The following is a 15,800-nucleotide window of genomic DNA, read 5'->3' as shown; positions in this document are numbered from 1 at the left end:
TGTTGACATGCCGCCGTGTAGAGATCCTTTTGACTATGCGCGACAGCATTTAGATTAGAAAACAACATTCGAATGAAAAAAACCGCTTTCTTTTTCCTTTTCCTTTGCATATCGGTCGCTCTATCACATGCGCAAAACCGACATCCTTACGCCAACATAACCGGAACGGTTATCGACGCGCAAAACCGCGAAGCATTACCCGGAGTCACCATTCGGCTTCTACAAAAAAGCGACAGCACTCTCATAACCGGAACCTTATCGCAGGAAAACGGTTCTTTTTCGATGTATGCCCCCAAAGGCGCTTATTTCACCCGTATTTCATACATCGGATATGCCGACGTCATACAACAGGTGAACATTTCTTCCGAAAGCCCTTTTGCTGAACTGGATACCATCGCATTACATGAACAGGATATTCTTCTTAATGAAATGGTCTTCACGGCCGTTGCACCGGAAATAATCCTGAAAGGAGACACGCTGGAATACGATGCGGGACGCCATAAACTGAGCGAATCGGCGATGGTAGAAGATCTGCTCAAAAAGTTATCGGGAGTGGAAGTAGGAGCAGACGGAAAAATAAAAGTCAACGGAAAGGAAATCAAAGAAATATTATTGGAAGGAAAGGAGTTTTTCAGTTCCGATCCGAAGGTTGCCTCCAAAAATTTGCCCGCTAAAATGATCGATAAGGTGCAAGTGGTAGATAAAAAATCGGAAAGCGAAAAGACTACCGGCTTCGATGACGGCGAAGAACAAATGGTCATCAACCTCACCGTAAAGCCATCGATGAAACGGGGAGCCTTCGGAAATCTCAATGCCGGATACGGCAGTAAAAACCGTTACGAAACCAGTGCAATGGTGAATTCGATGATCGGTGAAGACCAAATGACATTTATCGGCGGATTGAATAACACCAACAATGGCGGACTCATGGGCGGTTATGGCAATACTATGAGTATGGGATTTATAGGCGGAGGAGGCGGTATGTATTCCGGAGCAAGCGGCGGTGTGGGCAGGTCCGGCAACGCAGGATCCAATTTCAATAAAACCTTTTCCGATAAATTCGATTTGGGAGGAAGCGTCAACTATGATGCTTCGAATAGTGAGGAACTTTCGAAAACGCATACTCAAAACCTCTTAAGTTCGGGTAATACCAACGAAGACAAAAACGACCGTTCTTTTGAGCAAAGCCACCATATAAACTTCGACCTGCAACTGGAATGGCGCCCCGACACTTTGACGTCCATCAACTTCCGCCCCAATCTTTCCTTATCTCAAAATCGAGGAACGCGGAGCGGCACCTTTGTTACAGCCTCAGCCGAAAGAAACGATACCATTAATCAGGGCAATTCCGATTACTCTTCCGAAGGCAATAATAACAACTTCGGAGCCAATCTCAATATAAGCCGTCGTTTCCGTAAGCCGGGCAGAAATATCCATTTCAGTGTGAACATCTCGGAAAATGAAACACGCAACAAAGCCGAAAACCGTTCCGATACGCATTACAACGGCACAAAACCCAGTGACCGCATCGATCAGCGCATTACCAATAACAACAACAGTTCCTCTTTCGGCACCTTCTTATCGTACATGGAACCGTTAGGCAAAGCGTATTTTCTGCAACTAACCTATCAATATCGTCAAAACGGCTCCGAATCGGACAGGGATACCCGCACCGCCGACTCATTGGGACAATATACCGTCTTTGACAAACAATACAGTAAACGATATGTAAACAACAATAACAATCAGGATCTGTCTCTCACTTTCCGCGCGCGCAAAGAGAAATATACCTACTCGGCCGGACTAAGCCTATACCCTTCCACCTCCAAAAGAAAAACATTTATCGGAGATTCGCTGGCAAACGACATTGAGCAACCGGCAACCAACTTCTCCCCGAATGCCCAGTTCTTCTACAACTGGTCACGACAAAAAAGCATCCGCTTCAACTATCGCGGCAATACACAACAGCCCTCCGTGGATCAATTGTCATCGGTAGTCGACATTTCCGACCCTTTAAACATAACGTATGGCAACCCTCACCTGAGACCCTCGTTCCGTCATCGCATGGACGTGCAATACCAACATGCAGAACACGAAAAGAATCGCTTTTATATGTTGTATGGAAACTTCAATCTTACACAAAATGCAATTGTATCATCACGATACACCGATCCGGCAACCGGGCGCAACGAAAACACCTATAAAAATGTCAACGGAAACTGGAATGTCGACCTGAGCTTTATAACCAATCAGCCCTTCATAAACAAGAAATTCAGCTTTAACTCATCAACCTACGGAGGATACAACGAAACGGCCGGCTTTTCCAATAATGAACAAAATATCAGCCGCCAAATCAACCTTTCCGAAAACCTGAGTTTCAATTACCGTTCCGAGAAAGTCTCTGTCACCCTTAATGGAAACATTTCTTATAACGATGTCAAAAATAGTATAGGTGGACAAAACGACCGGCAATATGTGAACTATGGCGGCTCGACAAATGCCCTCCTCGAATTGCCATACGACATAAAATTGCAGACCGACATACGCTATTCATCCAATTCGGGATACTCCGACGGATTTAAACAAAATGAATTATGGTGGGATGCGGCCATTGAGAAGCAAATATTGCGCAAGAAAAACGGCACCATCCGTTTTAAAATATACGATATCCTCCAGCAACGAAGTAATATCCAGCGGATGGTATCCTCAAATTATATCACCGATACGACCACAAACACCCTCACCGGCTATTTTATGTTTCATTTTATTTACCGGTTCAACTTCTTCAAGGGAGGTGGCGATGGAGAAGTTCCTGCCGGATAATATAACATCGGTATGTATCGTGCGGCCATCGTCTTGCAAGTCGTTTATGCGATGCGGAAGCCGGTTTTCGTTGCATGGATATTGATTTTTGTACCCTCGACGACGATTTATGTACGAGTAACATTCCTTTTTGTCGCATTGACAGCGCGTTTTGTGTTGCTTACATGCCGTTGCGTCCCTTTTACATCTGTTTTTCTACTGCTGACAGGCCATTATGTCGTCCTTACAGTCGTTTTTATCATGCAGACGTTCGTTTTTGTTATTCTTGCAGCCGTTTTTGTCATGCTTACGGCAAGGAAACGCATTCCGTCGCACCCGATGTGTGAAAACCTCGCCTAACAGAACATTACATCACGGCGGCGAGCTTGCGTATTTGGGCAAGGCGTTTGTTTAATTTGCTGTCTGATTGCGCCATTTGCATATTGTATTCGGTTTGAATGTTAATCAACGAGTATGCGGGAACATCCAAAGCAGCTTCAAACATCATTGCTGTCTGGATAGTAAGCGGTCGGCGTTCGTTCAATATGTCGTTCAAAACCTTGTATGACATTCCCATTCGTTTTGCCAAAGCGGTTTGAGAAATACCGCGGTATTTAATTTCGTCTTTCAATACTTCGCCGGGGTGTGTGGGGGTGTACCCATATCCTAAATTACCCATAATCGTTTTATTTATAATGGTTCGACAATTCTAAAATATTACATATCGTTACAACGGTTTCGGAAACTACTTTTGTTATTTTGAACTCGATACGGTATTGGTCGTTCACGCGGACGGATTCCAAACCCTCTTTGTCACCGTGCAATGCTTCGTAATGCAAGCCTTTGTATCGGAAAAGGTCTTCGACCTCCCGGATTTCAAAATTATGACCGTTTTTTTGTATTTTGAAACAACTTGCGGTTGGAAACGGTGTTTTTTATCCGTTGTCTTTCCAATCTCGTACAGTTCCCGCAAATACTCTTTTTCAAACTTTATTTCCACGTTCGTTTCCCAAACAGTGTAAAGGTACTGCTTTTTTCTTTTCCGCAAAAAAAGCGGATTATTTCTTTTAGAGAGAACAAAACTTGTTTTTCCCTCTTTCTATCAATGTCATTTAGTTAACGAGCGATTATAGAACAGAATTATTAACAAACATATCAGGATTAATTGATGAAGAATCATTTGTCGGCTGTCCCAAATCCATTTACTTTTTTTATCTGCTCAGGAGCAAGGGCGTTGAGTTCTGTTTCCGGATAAAACAAGATTGGTGGTTGCCGGTAAGGAGTTTTATGACCCGTGAAAAAGTTCCCATGCTGCGTATCAGCGATGCACCAAAAGTGAATTTTCACGTTCATTTTTTCGATAATTCCGTAGTCGGACAAATCCTTCCTAATGGTTTTATCTTCTTGTAACCAGCCTTGGCATCGTGTATAACGTCTGAATTTATAGCCGATTTCATATTATTAACTGTGAAAAAGCCAAAATGAAAGATAATTTAACTTCAATTAATTCAGAATATTCGTTTAGGTTGAAAATAGGCACTAACTTACGGCGTTTTTAAATTTGAACATATAAAACTAAATTCATTATGAATACGAGAGATTCAAATTCACAAAGAATGGCTCGTAACGTGAAGGCAGTCCTCCACCAATACGAACCGGTTTGGAAGGAAAAACCAAGAGTAGCTACGGAAGTAGGCATATTTGACTCAGCTGTGGAAAAAATGGAGCCGCATGCGATAGGCTCGCTTATCGTAACCAAAGGTTTCACGGATAATAAGGATGCCGTAGCCCTCGAAATGTATACGGAGGCGGCCGCCATCGCCCGGAGGGTCTCGATCTATGCCCTCGATACCGGCGACTACGGATTGCACGACCAACTGCGGGTCAGCCGCGGGTCCCTCGTGAATATGGGAGAAGAAACGGCTTACCACAAAGTGGAAGACATTTACAATCGCGTGTTGCCGTTGGTGCCGTTGCTGGCGGATTATGACGTTGACGAAACGAAAATGACCGGTCTAAAAACATTGATGGCTTCATATAAGGCGCTGACGGACAAACCCCGTAATCTGACCTTGGAACGCAAACGCCATAACCAGACCATCCCCGAAGTAAAGAAAGAACAACGCCAAAGCCTTTACAAGCTCGACAGTCTGATGACCATGTTCGCCGGCACCGACTTTTACAGGGATTACAAGAACGCCCGCATCATCATCGACCGGGGCGGAAGTCCGAAGGAAGAAGAAAAGAAATAAAAAGATACTATCCACTAAGAAACTGTTTAAATTTCCGCCTTTCGTAAGAAATTTAAACAGTTTCTTAGTTGAGGATGCATCAAAAGGCATCATTAAAAGAGTAAAAGAAACATTTTTAGGAGTTATGTATTTACCCGATCGCCTGTTGAATATCTTCAAATAAATCCTCGACCTCTTCGAGGCCTACTGATAGACGGATGGTTTTATCCGATATATTCATTTCATCGCGCTGAGCGGGACTAAAAGTACCGAAAATAGTCGTTGCCGGATGAATAATAAGACTTTTATTATCGAACAAATTGGTGGCACGGCGAATCAACTTCACCCGGTCGATAAGATCGAAGCTCTCTTTTTTGGAAGCCATATCGAATGTCAACATCGCTCCAGGATTCAGTCCGAACTGTTCCTTGCTGATGTCGTAGTAGGGATTATCTTTCAGTCCCGGATAATTGACCGATTCTATTTGAGGTAATTCTTGCAGTTTGGCAGCAAGTTTACAGCAAGAGCTGCTTTGCTTTTCATAACGCAAGTTCAATGTTTCCAGTCCCAACGATTGCATATAAGCTGTCTGGGGAGTCATATATGCTCCCAGATTGCGGTGGATTTCCTTGCGTAGCTTGACACGAAAGGCGGCATTTCCGAACTGTTCGGCCCAGTCCTTCAACTTAGGGGTATGATGCCAATCAAAATTATCATGATCGATAATCAATCCTCCCAGACTGGTTGCCCCTCCGGAGACATATTTCGTGCTGGAGACGATTTCGATATTCACTCCGAAATCCGCAGCGCGGAAAACAGAGAACGGGATGATCGTCGTATCGGCAATCAGCGGGACATTCTTTTCTCGGGTAATGCGGCTCAAAGCTTTCAGATCGGCGACTTCCATCTGCGGATTGCTGATAATTTCGAGAAACACCGCACACGTATTTTGGTCGATATTCCTATTGACATCTTCCACATCGGTCACATCACAAAAGCGCACTTCTACTCCGTAAGGCTTCAACGTATTGGCCAAAAAGGAAAAAGTGTTTCCGAATAAATGCCGTGTCGTGACGATATTTGCGCCGTTATAGGCCAATAATAAGATCGTATTGCAGATCGCCGCCATCCCCGAATTAAGAGCAGTCGCTTCCGGGGCTCCGGTAATCGCCTTCACGCGGTCTTCAAAATATTGGACCGTAGGATTCGTAATGCGCGAATATACATGCTCCTGATTGTGGCCGCAAAAGGCAGCTTCCATATCGGCGGCTGTTTCGAACTCGAATGCGGCAGTGTTATAAACTGGGATCGATAACGATCGGTAAGCGTCTTGTTTAGAATAAGGCGTAGATAATAATGATGCTTCGTAACTTGAATAATTCATTTTCTAATTTTTTATGCAAAAGTATAACAGATAAATTTAAAAATAAAAACCGTTTTACTCAAACGGTTCATCTTTGTTTCTTCTTCTAAGAAACAGAAATCGTTCTTCTAGGATATCTGTAACCTACGCATTCGGAAAAATAGAATTTGAATAATAATATAAAAATAAGTCCGTTTCATTTACACTTGACTATATAATCTTAATTAATAATGCAGTATCCATGCGTCATGTAGCGAAGGATGTTGTGCATGTACTTGTCGCAAATAGACTTCCGCATCGGCTTTGTCGGGAAAAGAGGCGATGCACACATCGGTACGTCCCGACCGTTTGAGTTGCGACACGTCGCGAAATCCTTTTGTTTTTAAAGTCTGTATCGCTTTCTGTGCAACATCCGGCATTTTATACACGCCGGTTACGATATAATACCTCTTCGCATCGGCTATTTGGCTTTCGTTGCCGACTGTACTGTTTACCGCCGAAGAAGGGTTTACTGTTTCGGAGTGCGAGAGGGCTTCGCTTGGAGCCGTTGAAACCGTTCGGTTTTTTGTTCCTGTAAAAATATCTGCGACAGGCGCAGCATTCGAGATGCCCTTTGAAGGCTCATACCGTTGGAAAAGCCCGCTTTCATTAAACAATTGGGCATTTTGATGAATTGTTGACGTATCACCGGCAGGTAATATGGTCAACAATAAAGCGACAACGGCCGCAGCAGCAGCTCCCATACCGATATTCCGCATCACAGGCTTCTTTACCGATTGTATGGAAGCACTCACAGGCTTCATTTGAATCACCGGCTTCAACGCAACATCCGTCAATCCGAAAATATCGGGACGGACAAAGGGAGGCGCCAAATACAAAAGTCGTCCTTCTTCGTTCAGTACGAATTCGCCCAGAGCCGCCATTTTTAACCGTTTGTATTGCCTTATTTCCTGCTTTAAGCGTTGCACATCCTCTTCAATCATACGTGTAGCTTTTTCGAATGACACCCCTTTGATCCGGCGATATGATTCGGCAAGCAACCCGTCATTGTAAGAAAGATTACGATTGAATACCAACTCATAAGCAGGTGCGCGAAAAGCCGCAATGCCGTCTTTTTGGACGGGCACAGCGTTCACGACAAATCCCCCGAATCCGGGGACCACTACACAATCGTACGTATGCAGTAGGAATTCAATATGGGAAATCAAATCCTTCATGTGGCAAAGATAAAAAAATATCCTCTCTCAAACGACAAAATCTTCCAAAAATAATTCATTGTCCTTCATACCTCATACTTCATCTTCTCACCCGTCCTTCGTTTTTATGGATAAAATCCTTCCAACTTTTATACGAATCGTCCTTCGAAGCGACATTCGATTGATAAAAATGACACAATGCAGCAGCCAAGCCATCGGTGGCATCGAGTTGAGGAAGCATGTTTTCATCGGGAATATGCAAAATTTTCTGCAACATATACGCCACCTGTTCTTTAGCCGCGCGGCCGTTTCCCGTGATCGCCATCTTAATCTTCAACGGCGCATATTCAAAAATAGGAATATCGCGCGAAATGGCAGCCGCCATGGCCACCCCTTGCGCACGCCCCAGCTTGAGCATACTCTGTACGTTCTTTCCATAGAAAGGAGCTTCAATAGCCAATTCATCGGGCAAATATTCTTCAATCAAACTGAGAATCCGTGCATAAATTTTAGCCAAACGCAGGTAATGGTCGTCATACTTATTGAGATTAATGACCCCCATGGCTTCCAGCGAAGGCTTATTGTCCAGCACTTTCAGAATGCCATATCCCATGACCTGCGTTCCGGGATCCACCCCCATGATAATCCGTTCCTTGACCATTTACGACTAATAATCGACAGTTAACATAACAGTAGAGAACCCGGCTATTTTCTCTTTGAATTTATGCAATAAGGGAGTATAAATAAAAGTGCTTTCCTCTGCGTTCCAGCGATCGAGCTCAGCGATACCCGAAGCCGTAAACTCCATCGCATAAGAATACCCCTCATCCTCTTCTTTTCCCATGACACGTGCCAGGCGAGGCGATGTGAGCAGTCCGCTGCGGGTGGAATGAGGAATAAATATCTGTAGCATATACTCGATAAAATCTTCATGAACCTCCTCTTCGACGTGAAAGGTTGTATTAAAAACAATCATACTGGGATTTTTTTAATTATTCTGTAACATTTCGATTTGCAAATATAAACAAAATCTCTATCTTTGCACCACCAAACGGGGGATTAGCTCAGTTGGCTAGAGCGTTTGACTGGCAGTCAAAAGGTCATCGGTTCGATTCCGATATTCTCCACAACCTGAGTCACAGTACATTAATTACACGAGGGATTTCTTAAGAGAGACGGCTATTATTGCTATTTCATTAGGAAGTCCCTTTTTTATTATCCATTAGGGAGGCTCAACCTAAAGATTCAGGATTCACGAAGTTCGTCATTGTATGTTTCGATTTGTTTTCAAAAGTTTGTACATTTTCATAGCAAACCGTACATTTTTTCATCCGATGATTGACAGACAGTACCCCCATTGTTTTTTTGTTTGCGGGAGAAGCGGGAGGGATAAACAGGCCTTCTACTATATATGGATTGTTCACGTTTCCGAGATTGGTAACACTATATCCGTTTCTTTTTGCATAGCCGAGTATGAGTGACCCGACAAATTTTCCCGCTTTGCTTTTAAAATTCCCCATTGTAGAAATAGCAGCGGCATCAATCAATCCGGGATGAAGGCGAAAATAGCAGGCAAGTATCATCATCTGTCTTTGCTTATTATTTAAGTTTCGCTTAATCTTCTTTGCAACCATTTCCGCTTTTTGTATTAGGGTCTTCGATTTAGAAGCATCTTTAATACTTATTGCTGTCGCATAATTACCAAGAGCCCCCTTGTGATAACCACTAACCTGTTCCCGAATGTCAACAGCAATAACCACCCGGTCAATTTGCTCTTTACACATCATTTCAGCCACAAGATAATCATTGAGCGAAATACCGTGTTTCCGACAGAGGCTCAATAACCCGTTGACCTTTTCCTTTTCCCATGTTTCAGTTTCATACGTTATAGGGTTATTATGAATAAAATCTTTCTCAAAACGCTGATATTCGGTATAATTTACCGTATGTTTCTCCTTCTGCCAATAATGATTCGCTTTGTTGATAATCATTTTACTTATCAGTGGCAAATCGCTGCCCACCGGTAAATCATGTATGGAACCAATCAACTGTACACCTATATAGTTGGGCGCATTTCCCGAAACGTAGCAATCGGTAAATTCGCACATAAGTCCAAGAATACTCCGCCCGTCCCCCAACAGGTGATGAGCGATAAATAAAATCTCAAAATCATTTTTCGCCGGAAAAACAACGACCTTTAATAAACACTCCTGAAAAACATTCCACCCACCTTCTGTGAGCGCCTGATAATCATTGTCCCATAAGTTACAATCCTGTTTTTCAATAATTGGAACTTGCATTTCCGAAAAATATTCGTAGAATAATTTTCTTGTTGTGTGCTCTGTTTTAATGAGACTTTTCAAAAAAGGATGTGCATTTGCAAGAAAATCTAATGTCCGTCTCACTTTAGAAAAATTATATCCTACAGCTATCTTTGCCTTAATTCCAAAGTGCATGTTGGGACACATGAAATGCGCCCTTTCAGTAATTATATATTGCTTTTCACTCATTTTTCCGCCTCTATTTTTACCTCTGCTTTACTCTCGACACCAAAGATACAAACTTTTGGCATAAGTGTTAATGCTATGAATGGAAAACATTTAGTGAAGATGCCGGTTTTATCATAAGCAAAATCAATTTGGAGAACTCACGCTTTTCATTTACTTTTGCACCATCATTTGGGGAATTAGCTCAGTTGGCTAGAGCGTTTGGTTCGCATCCAAAAGGTCGTCGGTTCGAGTCCGATATTCTCCACCCCCACTCCTTTCGATAAAAGTATTAAGACTTCTTCCTATTGAAAAAGTCAGGTCTTTCCATAAAATACGAGATACTCAACTTAAAAATAAGCCTGTACAACAATCATCAAAAACATTCTTACACAAATAATACACGACCATTTAATGAGGCATATTTACCCACGAATAATTCAGAATAATAAGTTGCATGTAAAAAAGAATGTTTAATTTTGTGCCGGAATGAAGCATTTAAATAACATACTACGTGTTCCTTTTTTCCGTACATATTACGAGCGAACAATGTGTCCGGAAAGTTATAAGTATGAGTTACGTCGATGAAAGGATAACAATATAGATAAAAATCCATAACTAAAAGCCCGGGCATTTATTTGTCCGGGCTTTCAATTTTTAAACGAAATACATAGATCTAAAAAGATATGTTTCAAAAGAATATACCTATACATCAATTAGAGAGTCTGAATATACTGGCTATCGAGAAAATGGAGCAATGCGATACCCTTAATTTTGAAGGATTGCATCGACATAATTTTTATGAAATTCTGTTTTTTACGGAAATTTCCGAAAATGATACTCATTCAATCGATTTTGTAGAGTATCCTCTGTCCATTCATACTTTTTACATATTGAAGCCGGGGCAAGCCTATAAATTGAATTATAACCACCAGAAAGGCTTCCTGATAGCAATATCTCCTGATTTCTTTACTTCTTCAGACTTTAAGTTATTTACTTCGGAAATATTCCCCAATGTAATAACTTATAATGACGATAAGGAAGAGATGAATCTGGCGATCCGGCTTATTGAACTAATGTATTATGAATATATGCATAAAAAAAGAGAGAGATTGCTTTACTCTTTCCTCAATTCTCTTATTTTAATATTGGAAATATCAGGTAAACATTTGTATTACAAAGGAGAATACGATGAGCGAATCTATCTTTTATTTAATTTGATTGAAGATTCTTATAAAACATCTCAGAATGTAGATTTCTATGCTCACCAACTGGGTGTAAGTCAAAAGACATTAAATAGGCTTTGCACCAAATATATAGGACAAACGATAAAACAAATTATACAAGAACGTATATTTCTGGAAGCGCAGCGGAAAATAGTTTCCGATGAACTATCTTTCCAAGAAATAGCCTACGAATTAGGTTTTAAAGAAGCATCTTATTTTACTCGTTTTTTTAAAATCAAAAGTGGAAAAACACCGGAAGAGTTCAGAAATTCATTTCATAGAGACAACGATTAATCCCTATGAGACTACAAATTGCATCCTGACATTCCCGGATAAAAATCAATCCGTCTTTTTGCGAATTAGGGATGTATATAATTGATCACTTTAAAAAGTTCGTACTCTTCAAACGTTTGCTCAATCGACGTAAAATCCAATGAGCTATACTTTGTGTTTCTAAAAGACTTATGCATTTCCAAATGCGCCTTACTCGTCTGCCATTTTTTTAAAGACTCCTTATTTTCCCAATAACTGACCACCTTTATTTTGTCAAAATATCTATCCGATTTATCTAACAATATTTCTGTACGAATAAACCCGTTTGCACTTTCCATTAAAGATGGTTCCGAAAACATGTCGATAACAAGATTTGAAACATCTTTTTCCGCTTTAATATCACGATATACTATATACATATTTTTATTTTAAAATCATCTTTCAGGAATAACCTTTTGAATAAAATGCTGTAAGAGGATTTTTTCAGCGATAGAAGCAAAGAATTGGCAACCGCACCTATTTCTGCATTTTACACTGTATTTCCTCAAAACGACTCGATACAAAATTAGTGATTTTATTTCGGATTCTAAATAAAATGCATCCATAATCTTTCTATATATTCTCTTTCAGCCGCCGCCACTGTTTGGAATGAACAAGCAAAAGAATCGCCGCCAAAATTGCCGCCATCAGAGACGCAACCGGTAAATTGAGCCAAAGTCCGTCCAGTCCGAGGGAACGGAGAGAAAAAAGAACGATGAGAGGAAAAACCAACGCTATGCTAAGGGATATAATCGTTGCATAACCGGCCATTCCTATTGCCGACAGATAGCTTTGCGTAGCCAAAGATATCCAACGCGTCAGATAGGCGAAGACAAACAATGACAATGCGTGCACCGACAGGGCAATCAGCGCAGTGTCATCCGATTTCACAAAAATACCGACGATAGGCTCTCTTAGTAAAAGTATAATGGCTGTCATCACTATCGATAAAACGCCGCAAATAGCAAAGCATCTGCGCTCTATCTGCCAGATACGACTGTAATTTTGAGCTCCGTAATTGTATCCGATCGCCGGCTGCAAAGAATCACAAAGCCCATAAAGGATCGGCAGCACCAAACTATCCGTATACATCAGCACACCATAAGCCGATATGGCGGTGGCTCCACCTAAGCGCAACAAGAACACATTAATGATAATCGAAGTAACCCGTCCGGCAATATTATTGAGAAAAGTAGGGGCACCATTTGCAAAAATGCTCATCAGTATTGTACGGTCAAACCGGGGCTTTACAAATCGAAGCTGCATTTTACCTCGCAGGAATGGCTTAAATGCAAGAACAACGCAAAGGAGCAACCCGATGCAGGTTGAAAGGGATGCGCCTTCGATGCCCATCTTGAAAACCAATAGAAACACGATTTCCAATCCGGCGCTGACGAACGACAGCAGTATATTAAGAAACATGCTATACTTTACTCTGCCACAGATGCGCAGGTAATTGTCTACCGCAAACATAATGGTTGTAACCGGAGAACAAACGGAGTAAATGCGCAAATACTGTGCAGACATGGCCACGATTTCTTCGTCAGCGCCCATAAGACGCACTAAATGTTCAGCGGAAAAAAACAAGACTCCGCCGAGAATAGTCCCCAATCCCACGATGAGCAGGCAGGCGCTCGAAAAAATCTCGCTGGCTGTTTTTTCATCTTTCTCTCCCAACTTAATGGCGATCGGCACCGATGACCCAACACCGACCAGATCGGCGATTGAAAAGTTGATAATGACAAGCGGCATAACAAGATTCACCGCAGCAAAGGCAGCGGATCCCAAAACTTTCCCGACGATGGCTCCATCAATGATTTGATAGAGCGCCGATACCAGCATACTGATAACGCCAGGAACCGCGACGATGGTAAATAATTTAGCCATCGAGGTTTTTTCGTATAAAACTTTATAGTCCATAATCCTCACACGCTCTCTATAACTCACTTACCGCTTAGCGTATGCGACATCGATTTGAGCAGCCCCGATACCGGAATGGCAATATCTTTAATTACAGTCTTCGAGGTATTTATGCAAAGGGTATAATTCTCTTTTTCTCCCCATTTCCGGTTTGTGAAGAATTGGTAGTATCGGCCTCTATCATTATCGATGGCTTTAATGCGGGCTTTCATTCTGGCATCGGATAACTGTTCGTTCTCCGGCGCTCTTTGACGGCAGCGTTGCAGTCGGGAATCCATGTCTGCATACACAAATATGTTGAATGAATTATATTCCCGGAGAATATAGTCGGCTCCGCGGCCAATGATCACACAATCGCTTTTTGACGCCAGTTCTTTAATAATATTACTTTGTTCAATATAGGCCTTCAAACTGAAGTCAAGTTGAGGAGTGAAAGCAGCCGTAAGTGTTTGGCCGATAGTAATCGGATAGTAGGTAACAGGACGCTTTTCTATGATGCTGTTCACATATTCTTCCGCCAGGCCGCTTCTTTGGGCGATCCCGGCGATAATCTCCTGATCATAATAGGCAATTCCGAGTATCTCAGCCAAACGTTTGCCAAGTTCACGTCCTCCGCTGCCAAACTCGCGGCTGATGGTAATAATCATATTATTTTTTACGTTTATGTATCCCTATCAACAAACTATCATTGCTCGTAGCGTTGAAAAAAACAAAACCCAATTTTCGCAGATGTGTCTCTGTAAGTTCTTGTCTGAAACTAATTGTCCGGACCTCAAATACGTTCTCAAGAATTTTTGAATATCTCGATTGTTCCACCTTGGAAACAATTCCGGTTCTGAATAATTCAATAATATTAAAAACATCTTCTTCGGAAAGCTTCCATACCTGAGCTTCGGTCAGATTTTTTAATATGTGTAAATATTCCAAATTCATAGCTGACTCTGTAATAGATATTTATTGAAATAAAAACTATGATTCTTTTAATATAAGTCGGGAAAGACTTTTATAATGTATCTATTTAAAAACAAAATAATTACAGCACATCAAATGTATAATTGACATAAAGTGCACATACCGATTACGATATAAAGAGAAAAAACACGCTTGTTTTATAAATACAAAAATACTTCTTCATAAAAATAGACCTATTATTATAGCGAATACAAATTTACGGACTTATAAACCCGCATAGCTTATACAAAATAGACTTTATCTGGCATGTTTTAGACAAATAGGTATAAGCTTTTGAAATAGTGCCCGTAAACATCAAAAATTGTGTTCTGAAAAGCTATCCGTAGCGGACGGCTTTTGCATTTATTACAGATAAACTCTTTTTTCTATCCATAGAACTGGTCAATCTTTCGTATTTTTGCCCCCCGTTTATGATAGGTGTAAATATGAAGCCCGATAAAGAAATTTTTGAGAATCATAATTTGGATAAATTCACAATCGAACTATTCAAATTGGAAGATATGAATGAATCACTCTTTCAAAACCACAAACGATATGATTTTCATCAAGTAATATGGTTTACGGAAAGTAGTGGAAACAACTCTTTCTTTATAGATTTTAATGAATTTACGATAAAAGAGGACCGGATTGTTGTAATATTTCCCGGACAGATGACTAAAATGGATATTCATGGCAAGAAGGGATTTCTATTTGCCATACATAACGATATCTTTTTCAGTATAAATCAAAACATAAATTCCGATTACCTGAATGGATATTTCTCAAATGTATTTATATCTCTGAACAATCAGGAAAAGAGGATATTGGAATTTTTGATAATTCTGATTTTACAGGAATATAAAGGATTAAATAGAGTCGTATTAATGGAAAGTTATCTGCAATCGTTTTTATTTCATCTCTCCTCCTTTTTAAAGGAAGATACTCTTGCCCGAAATAAAAATGATCTTCTCTTTGCTCATTTCATCCAATTAAGCGATAAATACTTTATTAATAAGCGTGAAGTGAATTTTTATGCGCAAGAATTGTCGGTAACGCCAAAAAAGCTAAACGAACTGGTAAAAACGATAACAGGACTGACTTCTAAGCAGTTCCTGGAAAAACGTCTTATTTTGGAAATAAAAGAAGAGATTATTCGAGGAAAAAAGAATCTGAAAGAAATATCATTTGATTTAGGATTTAGTGAACCGTCGTATTTTACCCGTTTTTTTAAACAACAAACATCCATGTCTCCAAAAGAATTTATAGAAGGCCTCTCTGTTTTTTTATCCAACTAATCGGACGAAAAGTATAAG

At 40.8% G+C, this 15,800-nt stretch carries 15 protein-coding genes, 2 tRNA genes and 1 pseudogene; 7 read left to right on the top strand and 11 right to left on the bottom strand.

The genetic code is table 11. The annotated features are described in order from the left end of the window. Positions 1-72: 72 nt before the first annotated feature. Together ABNK31_RS05810 and ABNK31_RS05805 are read left to right on the top strand one after the other, a co-directional pair. Complete coding sequence (locus ABNK31_RS05810; protein WP_418894749.1) at positions 73-2,823, top strand: TonB-dependent receptor; 2,751 nt, start codon at positions 73-75, stop codon at positions 2,821-2,823. A 12-nt stretch (positions 2,824-2,835) separates the two neighbouring features. Continuing rightward, the gene (locus tag ABNK31_RS05805) at positions 2,836-3,162 is read left to right on the top strand and encodes a hypothetical protein (protein WP_418894748.1); all 327 of its coding nucleotides are present in this window, start codon (positions 2,836-2,838) and stop codon (positions 3,160-3,162) included. 7 nt (positions 3,163-3,169) lie between these two features. On the opposite strand, the gene ABNK31_RS05800 is transcribed toward ABNK31_RS05805, so the two are convergent. From ABNK31_RS05800 to ABNK31_RS05790, 3 genes and pseudogenes are all read right to left on the bottom strand, one after another. Then, positions 3,170-3,481 (bottom strand): HigA family addiction module antitoxin, encoded by a 312-nt coding sequence (locus ABNK31_RS05800; protein WP_418894747.1) that lies wholly within the window; start codon positions 3,479-3,481, stop codon positions 3,170-3,172. Between the two features lie 7 nt (positions 3,482-3,488). Beyond that, positions 3,489-3,802: pseudogene (locus ABNK31_RS05795) on the bottom strand (type II toxin-antitoxin system RelE/ParE family toxin). A 176-nt stretch (positions 3,803-3,978) separates the two neighbouring features. Further along, positions 3,979-4,155: a hypothetical protein gene (locus ABNK31_RS05790; protein WP_418894746.1), complete on the bottom strand. Its 177-nt coding sequence runs from the start codon at positions 4,153-4,155 to the stop codon at positions 3,979-3,981. A 233-nt stretch (positions 4,156-4,388) separates the two neighbouring features. Here ABNK31_RS05790 and ABNK31_RS05785 point away from each other — a divergent pair, with 233 nt between their 5' ends. Then, positions 4,389-5,054, top strand: coding sequence for a hypothetical protein (locus tag ABNK31_RS05785; protein WP_418894745.1), 666 nt, complete (start codon positions 4,389-4,391; stop codon positions 5,052-5,054). A 130-nt stretch (positions 5,055-5,184) separates the two neighbouring features. On the opposite strand, the gene ABNK31_RS05780 is transcribed toward ABNK31_RS05785, so the two are convergent. The 4 genes from ABNK31_RS05780 to ABNK31_RS05765 form a co-directional block, all read right to left on the bottom strand. Then, complete coding sequence (locus ABNK31_RS05780; RefSeq protein WP_418894744.1) at positions 5,185-6,417, bottom strand: aminotransferase class I/II-fold pyridoxal phosphate-dependent enzyme; 1,233 nt, start codon at positions 6,415-6,417, stop codon at positions 5,185-5,187. A 203-nt stretch (positions 6,418-6,620) separates the two neighbouring features. Continuing rightward, positions 6,621-7,613: an SPOR domain-containing protein gene (locus ABNK31_RS05775; RefSeq protein ID WP_418894743.1), complete on the bottom strand. Its 993-nt coding sequence runs from the start codon at positions 7,611-7,613 to the stop codon at positions 6,621-6,623. Between the two features lie 79 nt (positions 7,614-7,692). Next, positions 7,693-8,253 (bottom strand): crossover junction endodeoxyribonuclease RuvC, encoded by a 561-nt coding sequence (ruvC, locus tag ABNK31_RS05770; protein WP_418894742.1) that lies wholly within the window; start codon positions 8,251-8,253, stop codon positions 7,693-7,695. A 6-nt stretch (positions 8,254-8,259) separates the two neighbouring features. Continuing rightward, positions 8,260-8,568, bottom strand: a complete 309-nt coding sequence (locus ABNK31_RS05765; protein WP_418894741.1) for a DUF4286 family protein — start codon at positions 8,566-8,568, stop codon at positions 8,260-8,262. 77 nt (positions 8,569-8,645) lie between these two features. Here ABNK31_RS05765 and ABNK31_RS05760 point away from each other — a divergent pair. Further along, positions 8,646-8,719, top strand: a tRNA-Ala gene (locus ABNK31_RS05760). Between the two features lie 105 nt (positions 8,720-8,824). Here ABNK31_RS05760 and ABNK31_RS05755 read toward each other — a convergent pair. Then, entirely contained in the window at positions 8,825-10,102 is a 1,278-nt protein-coding gene (locus ABNK31_RS05755; protein ID WP_418894740.1) for a hypothetical protein, read from the bottom strand. A 170-nt stretch (positions 10,103-10,272) separates the two neighbouring features. Between ABNK31_RS05755 and ABNK31_RS05750 the strand changes: the two genes are divergently transcribed. After that, positions 10,273-10,346 (top strand) — tRNA-Ala (locus tag ABNK31_RS05750). A gap of 418 nt (positions 10,347-10,764) precedes the next feature. Further along, positions 10,765-11,598 (top strand): helix-turn-helix domain-containing protein, encoded by an 834-nt coding sequence (locus ABNK31_RS05745; protein WP_418894739.1) that lies wholly within the window; start codon positions 10,765-10,767, stop codon positions 11,596-11,598. Positions 11,599-11,663: 65 nt separating this feature from the next. On the opposite strand, the gene ABNK31_RS05740 is transcribed toward ABNK31_RS05745, so the two are convergent. From ABNK31_RS05740 to ABNK31_RS05730, 3 genes are all read right to left on the bottom strand, one after another. Beyond that, complete coding sequence (locus ABNK31_RS05740; protein WP_418894738.1) at positions 11,664-11,996, bottom strand: monooxygenase family protein; 333 nt, start codon at positions 11,994-11,996, stop codon at positions 11,664-11,666. 193 nt (positions 11,997-12,189) lie between these two features. Further along, the gene (locus tag ABNK31_RS05735) at positions 12,190-13,503 is read right to left on the bottom strand and encodes an MATE family efflux transporter (protein ID WP_418894737.1); all 1,314 of its coding nucleotides are present in this window, start codon (positions 13,501-13,503) and stop codon (positions 12,190-12,192) included. 56 nt (positions 13,504-13,559) lie between these two features. Next, positions 13,560-14,183, bottom strand: coding sequence for an AAA family ATPase (locus ABNK31_RS05730; RefSeq protein ID WP_321579694.1), 624 nt, complete (start codon positions 14,181-14,183; stop codon positions 13,560-13,562). 825 nt (positions 14,184-15,008) lie between these two features. On the opposite strand from ABNK31_RS05730, the gene ABNK31_RS05725 reads away from it, so the two are divergent. Then, positions 15,009-15,782, top strand: a complete 774-nt coding sequence (locus tag ABNK31_RS05725) for a helix-turn-helix domain-containing protein (RefSeq protein ID WP_418894736.1) — start codon at positions 15,009-15,011, stop codon at positions 15,780-15,782. The last annotated feature ends 18 nt before the right edge of the window (positions 15,783-15,800 follow it).

Origin of the sequence: Limibacterium fermenti, assembly GCF_041902845.1 — a bacterium.
Taxonomy (GTDB): Bacteria; Bacteroidota; Bacteroidia; order Bacteroidales; family Dysgonomonadaceae; genus Limibacterium; species Limibacterium fermenti.
Note: the sequence above shows the minus strand (reverse complement) of the source record. Positions and strands in the feature narration are given on the sequence as shown.

Bases quoted from the DNA above. Each gene is read 5' to 3' on its own strand.
- ABNK31_RS05735 (WP_418894737.1), bottom strand. From the start codon at position 13,503: ATGGCTAAATTATTTACCATCGTCGCGGTTCCTGGCGTTATCAGTATG.
- ABNK31_RS05755 (WP_418894740.1), bottom strand. From the start codon at position 10,102: ATGAGTGAAAAGCAATATATAATTACTGAAAGGGCGCATTTCATGTGT.
- ABNK31_RS05785 (WP_418894745.1), top strand. From the start codon at position 4,389: ATGAATACGAGAGATTCAAATTCACAAAGAATGGCTCGTAACGTGAAG.
- ABNK31_RS05745 (WP_418894739.1), top strand. From the start codon at position 10,765: ATGTTTCAAAAGAATATACCTATACATCAATTAGAGAGTCTGAATATA.
- ABNK31_RS05730 (WP_321579694.1), bottom strand. From the start codon at position 14,183: ATGATTATTACCATCAGCCGCGAGTTTGGCAGCGGAGGACGTGAACTT.
- ABNK31_RS05805 (WP_418894748.1), top strand. From the start codon at position 2,836: ATGTATCGTGCGGCCATCGTCTTGCAAGTCGTTTATGCGATGCGGAAG.
- ABNK31_RS05780 (WP_418894744.1), bottom strand. From the start codon at position 6,417: ATGAATTATTCAAGTTACGAAGCATCATTATTATCTACGCCTTATTCT.
- ABNK31_RS05775 (WP_418894743.1), bottom strand. From the start codon at position 7,613: ATGAAGGATTTGATTTCCCATATTGAATTCCTACTGCATACGTACGAT.
- ABNK31_RS05725 (WP_418894736.1), top strand. From the start codon at position 15,009: ATGAATGAATCACTCTTTCAAAACCACAAACGATATGATTTTCATCAA.
- ABNK31_RS05810 (WP_418894749.1), top strand. From the start codon at position 73: ATGAAAAAAACCGCTTTCTTTTTCCTTTTCCTTTGCATATCGGTCGCT.
- ABNK31_RS05800 (WP_418894747.1), bottom strand. From the start codon at position 3,481: ATGGGTAATTTAGGATATGGGTACACCCCCACACACCCCGGCGAAGTA.
- ABNK31_RS05740 (WP_418894738.1), bottom strand. From the start codon at position 11,996: ATGTATATAGTATATCGTGATATTAAAGCGGAAAAAGATGTTTCAAAT.
- ABNK31_RS05790 (WP_418894746.1), bottom strand. From the start codon at position 4,155: ATGAACGTGAAAATTCACTTTTGGTGCATCGCTGATACGCAGCATGGG.
- ABNK31_RS05765 (WP_418894741.1), bottom strand. From the start codon at position 8,568: ATGATTGTTTTTAATACAACCTTTCACGTCGAAGAGGAGGTTCATGAA.
- ruvC (WP_418894742.1), bottom strand. From the start codon at position 8,253: ATGGTCAAGGAACGGATTATCATGGGGGTGGATCCCGGAACGCAGGTC.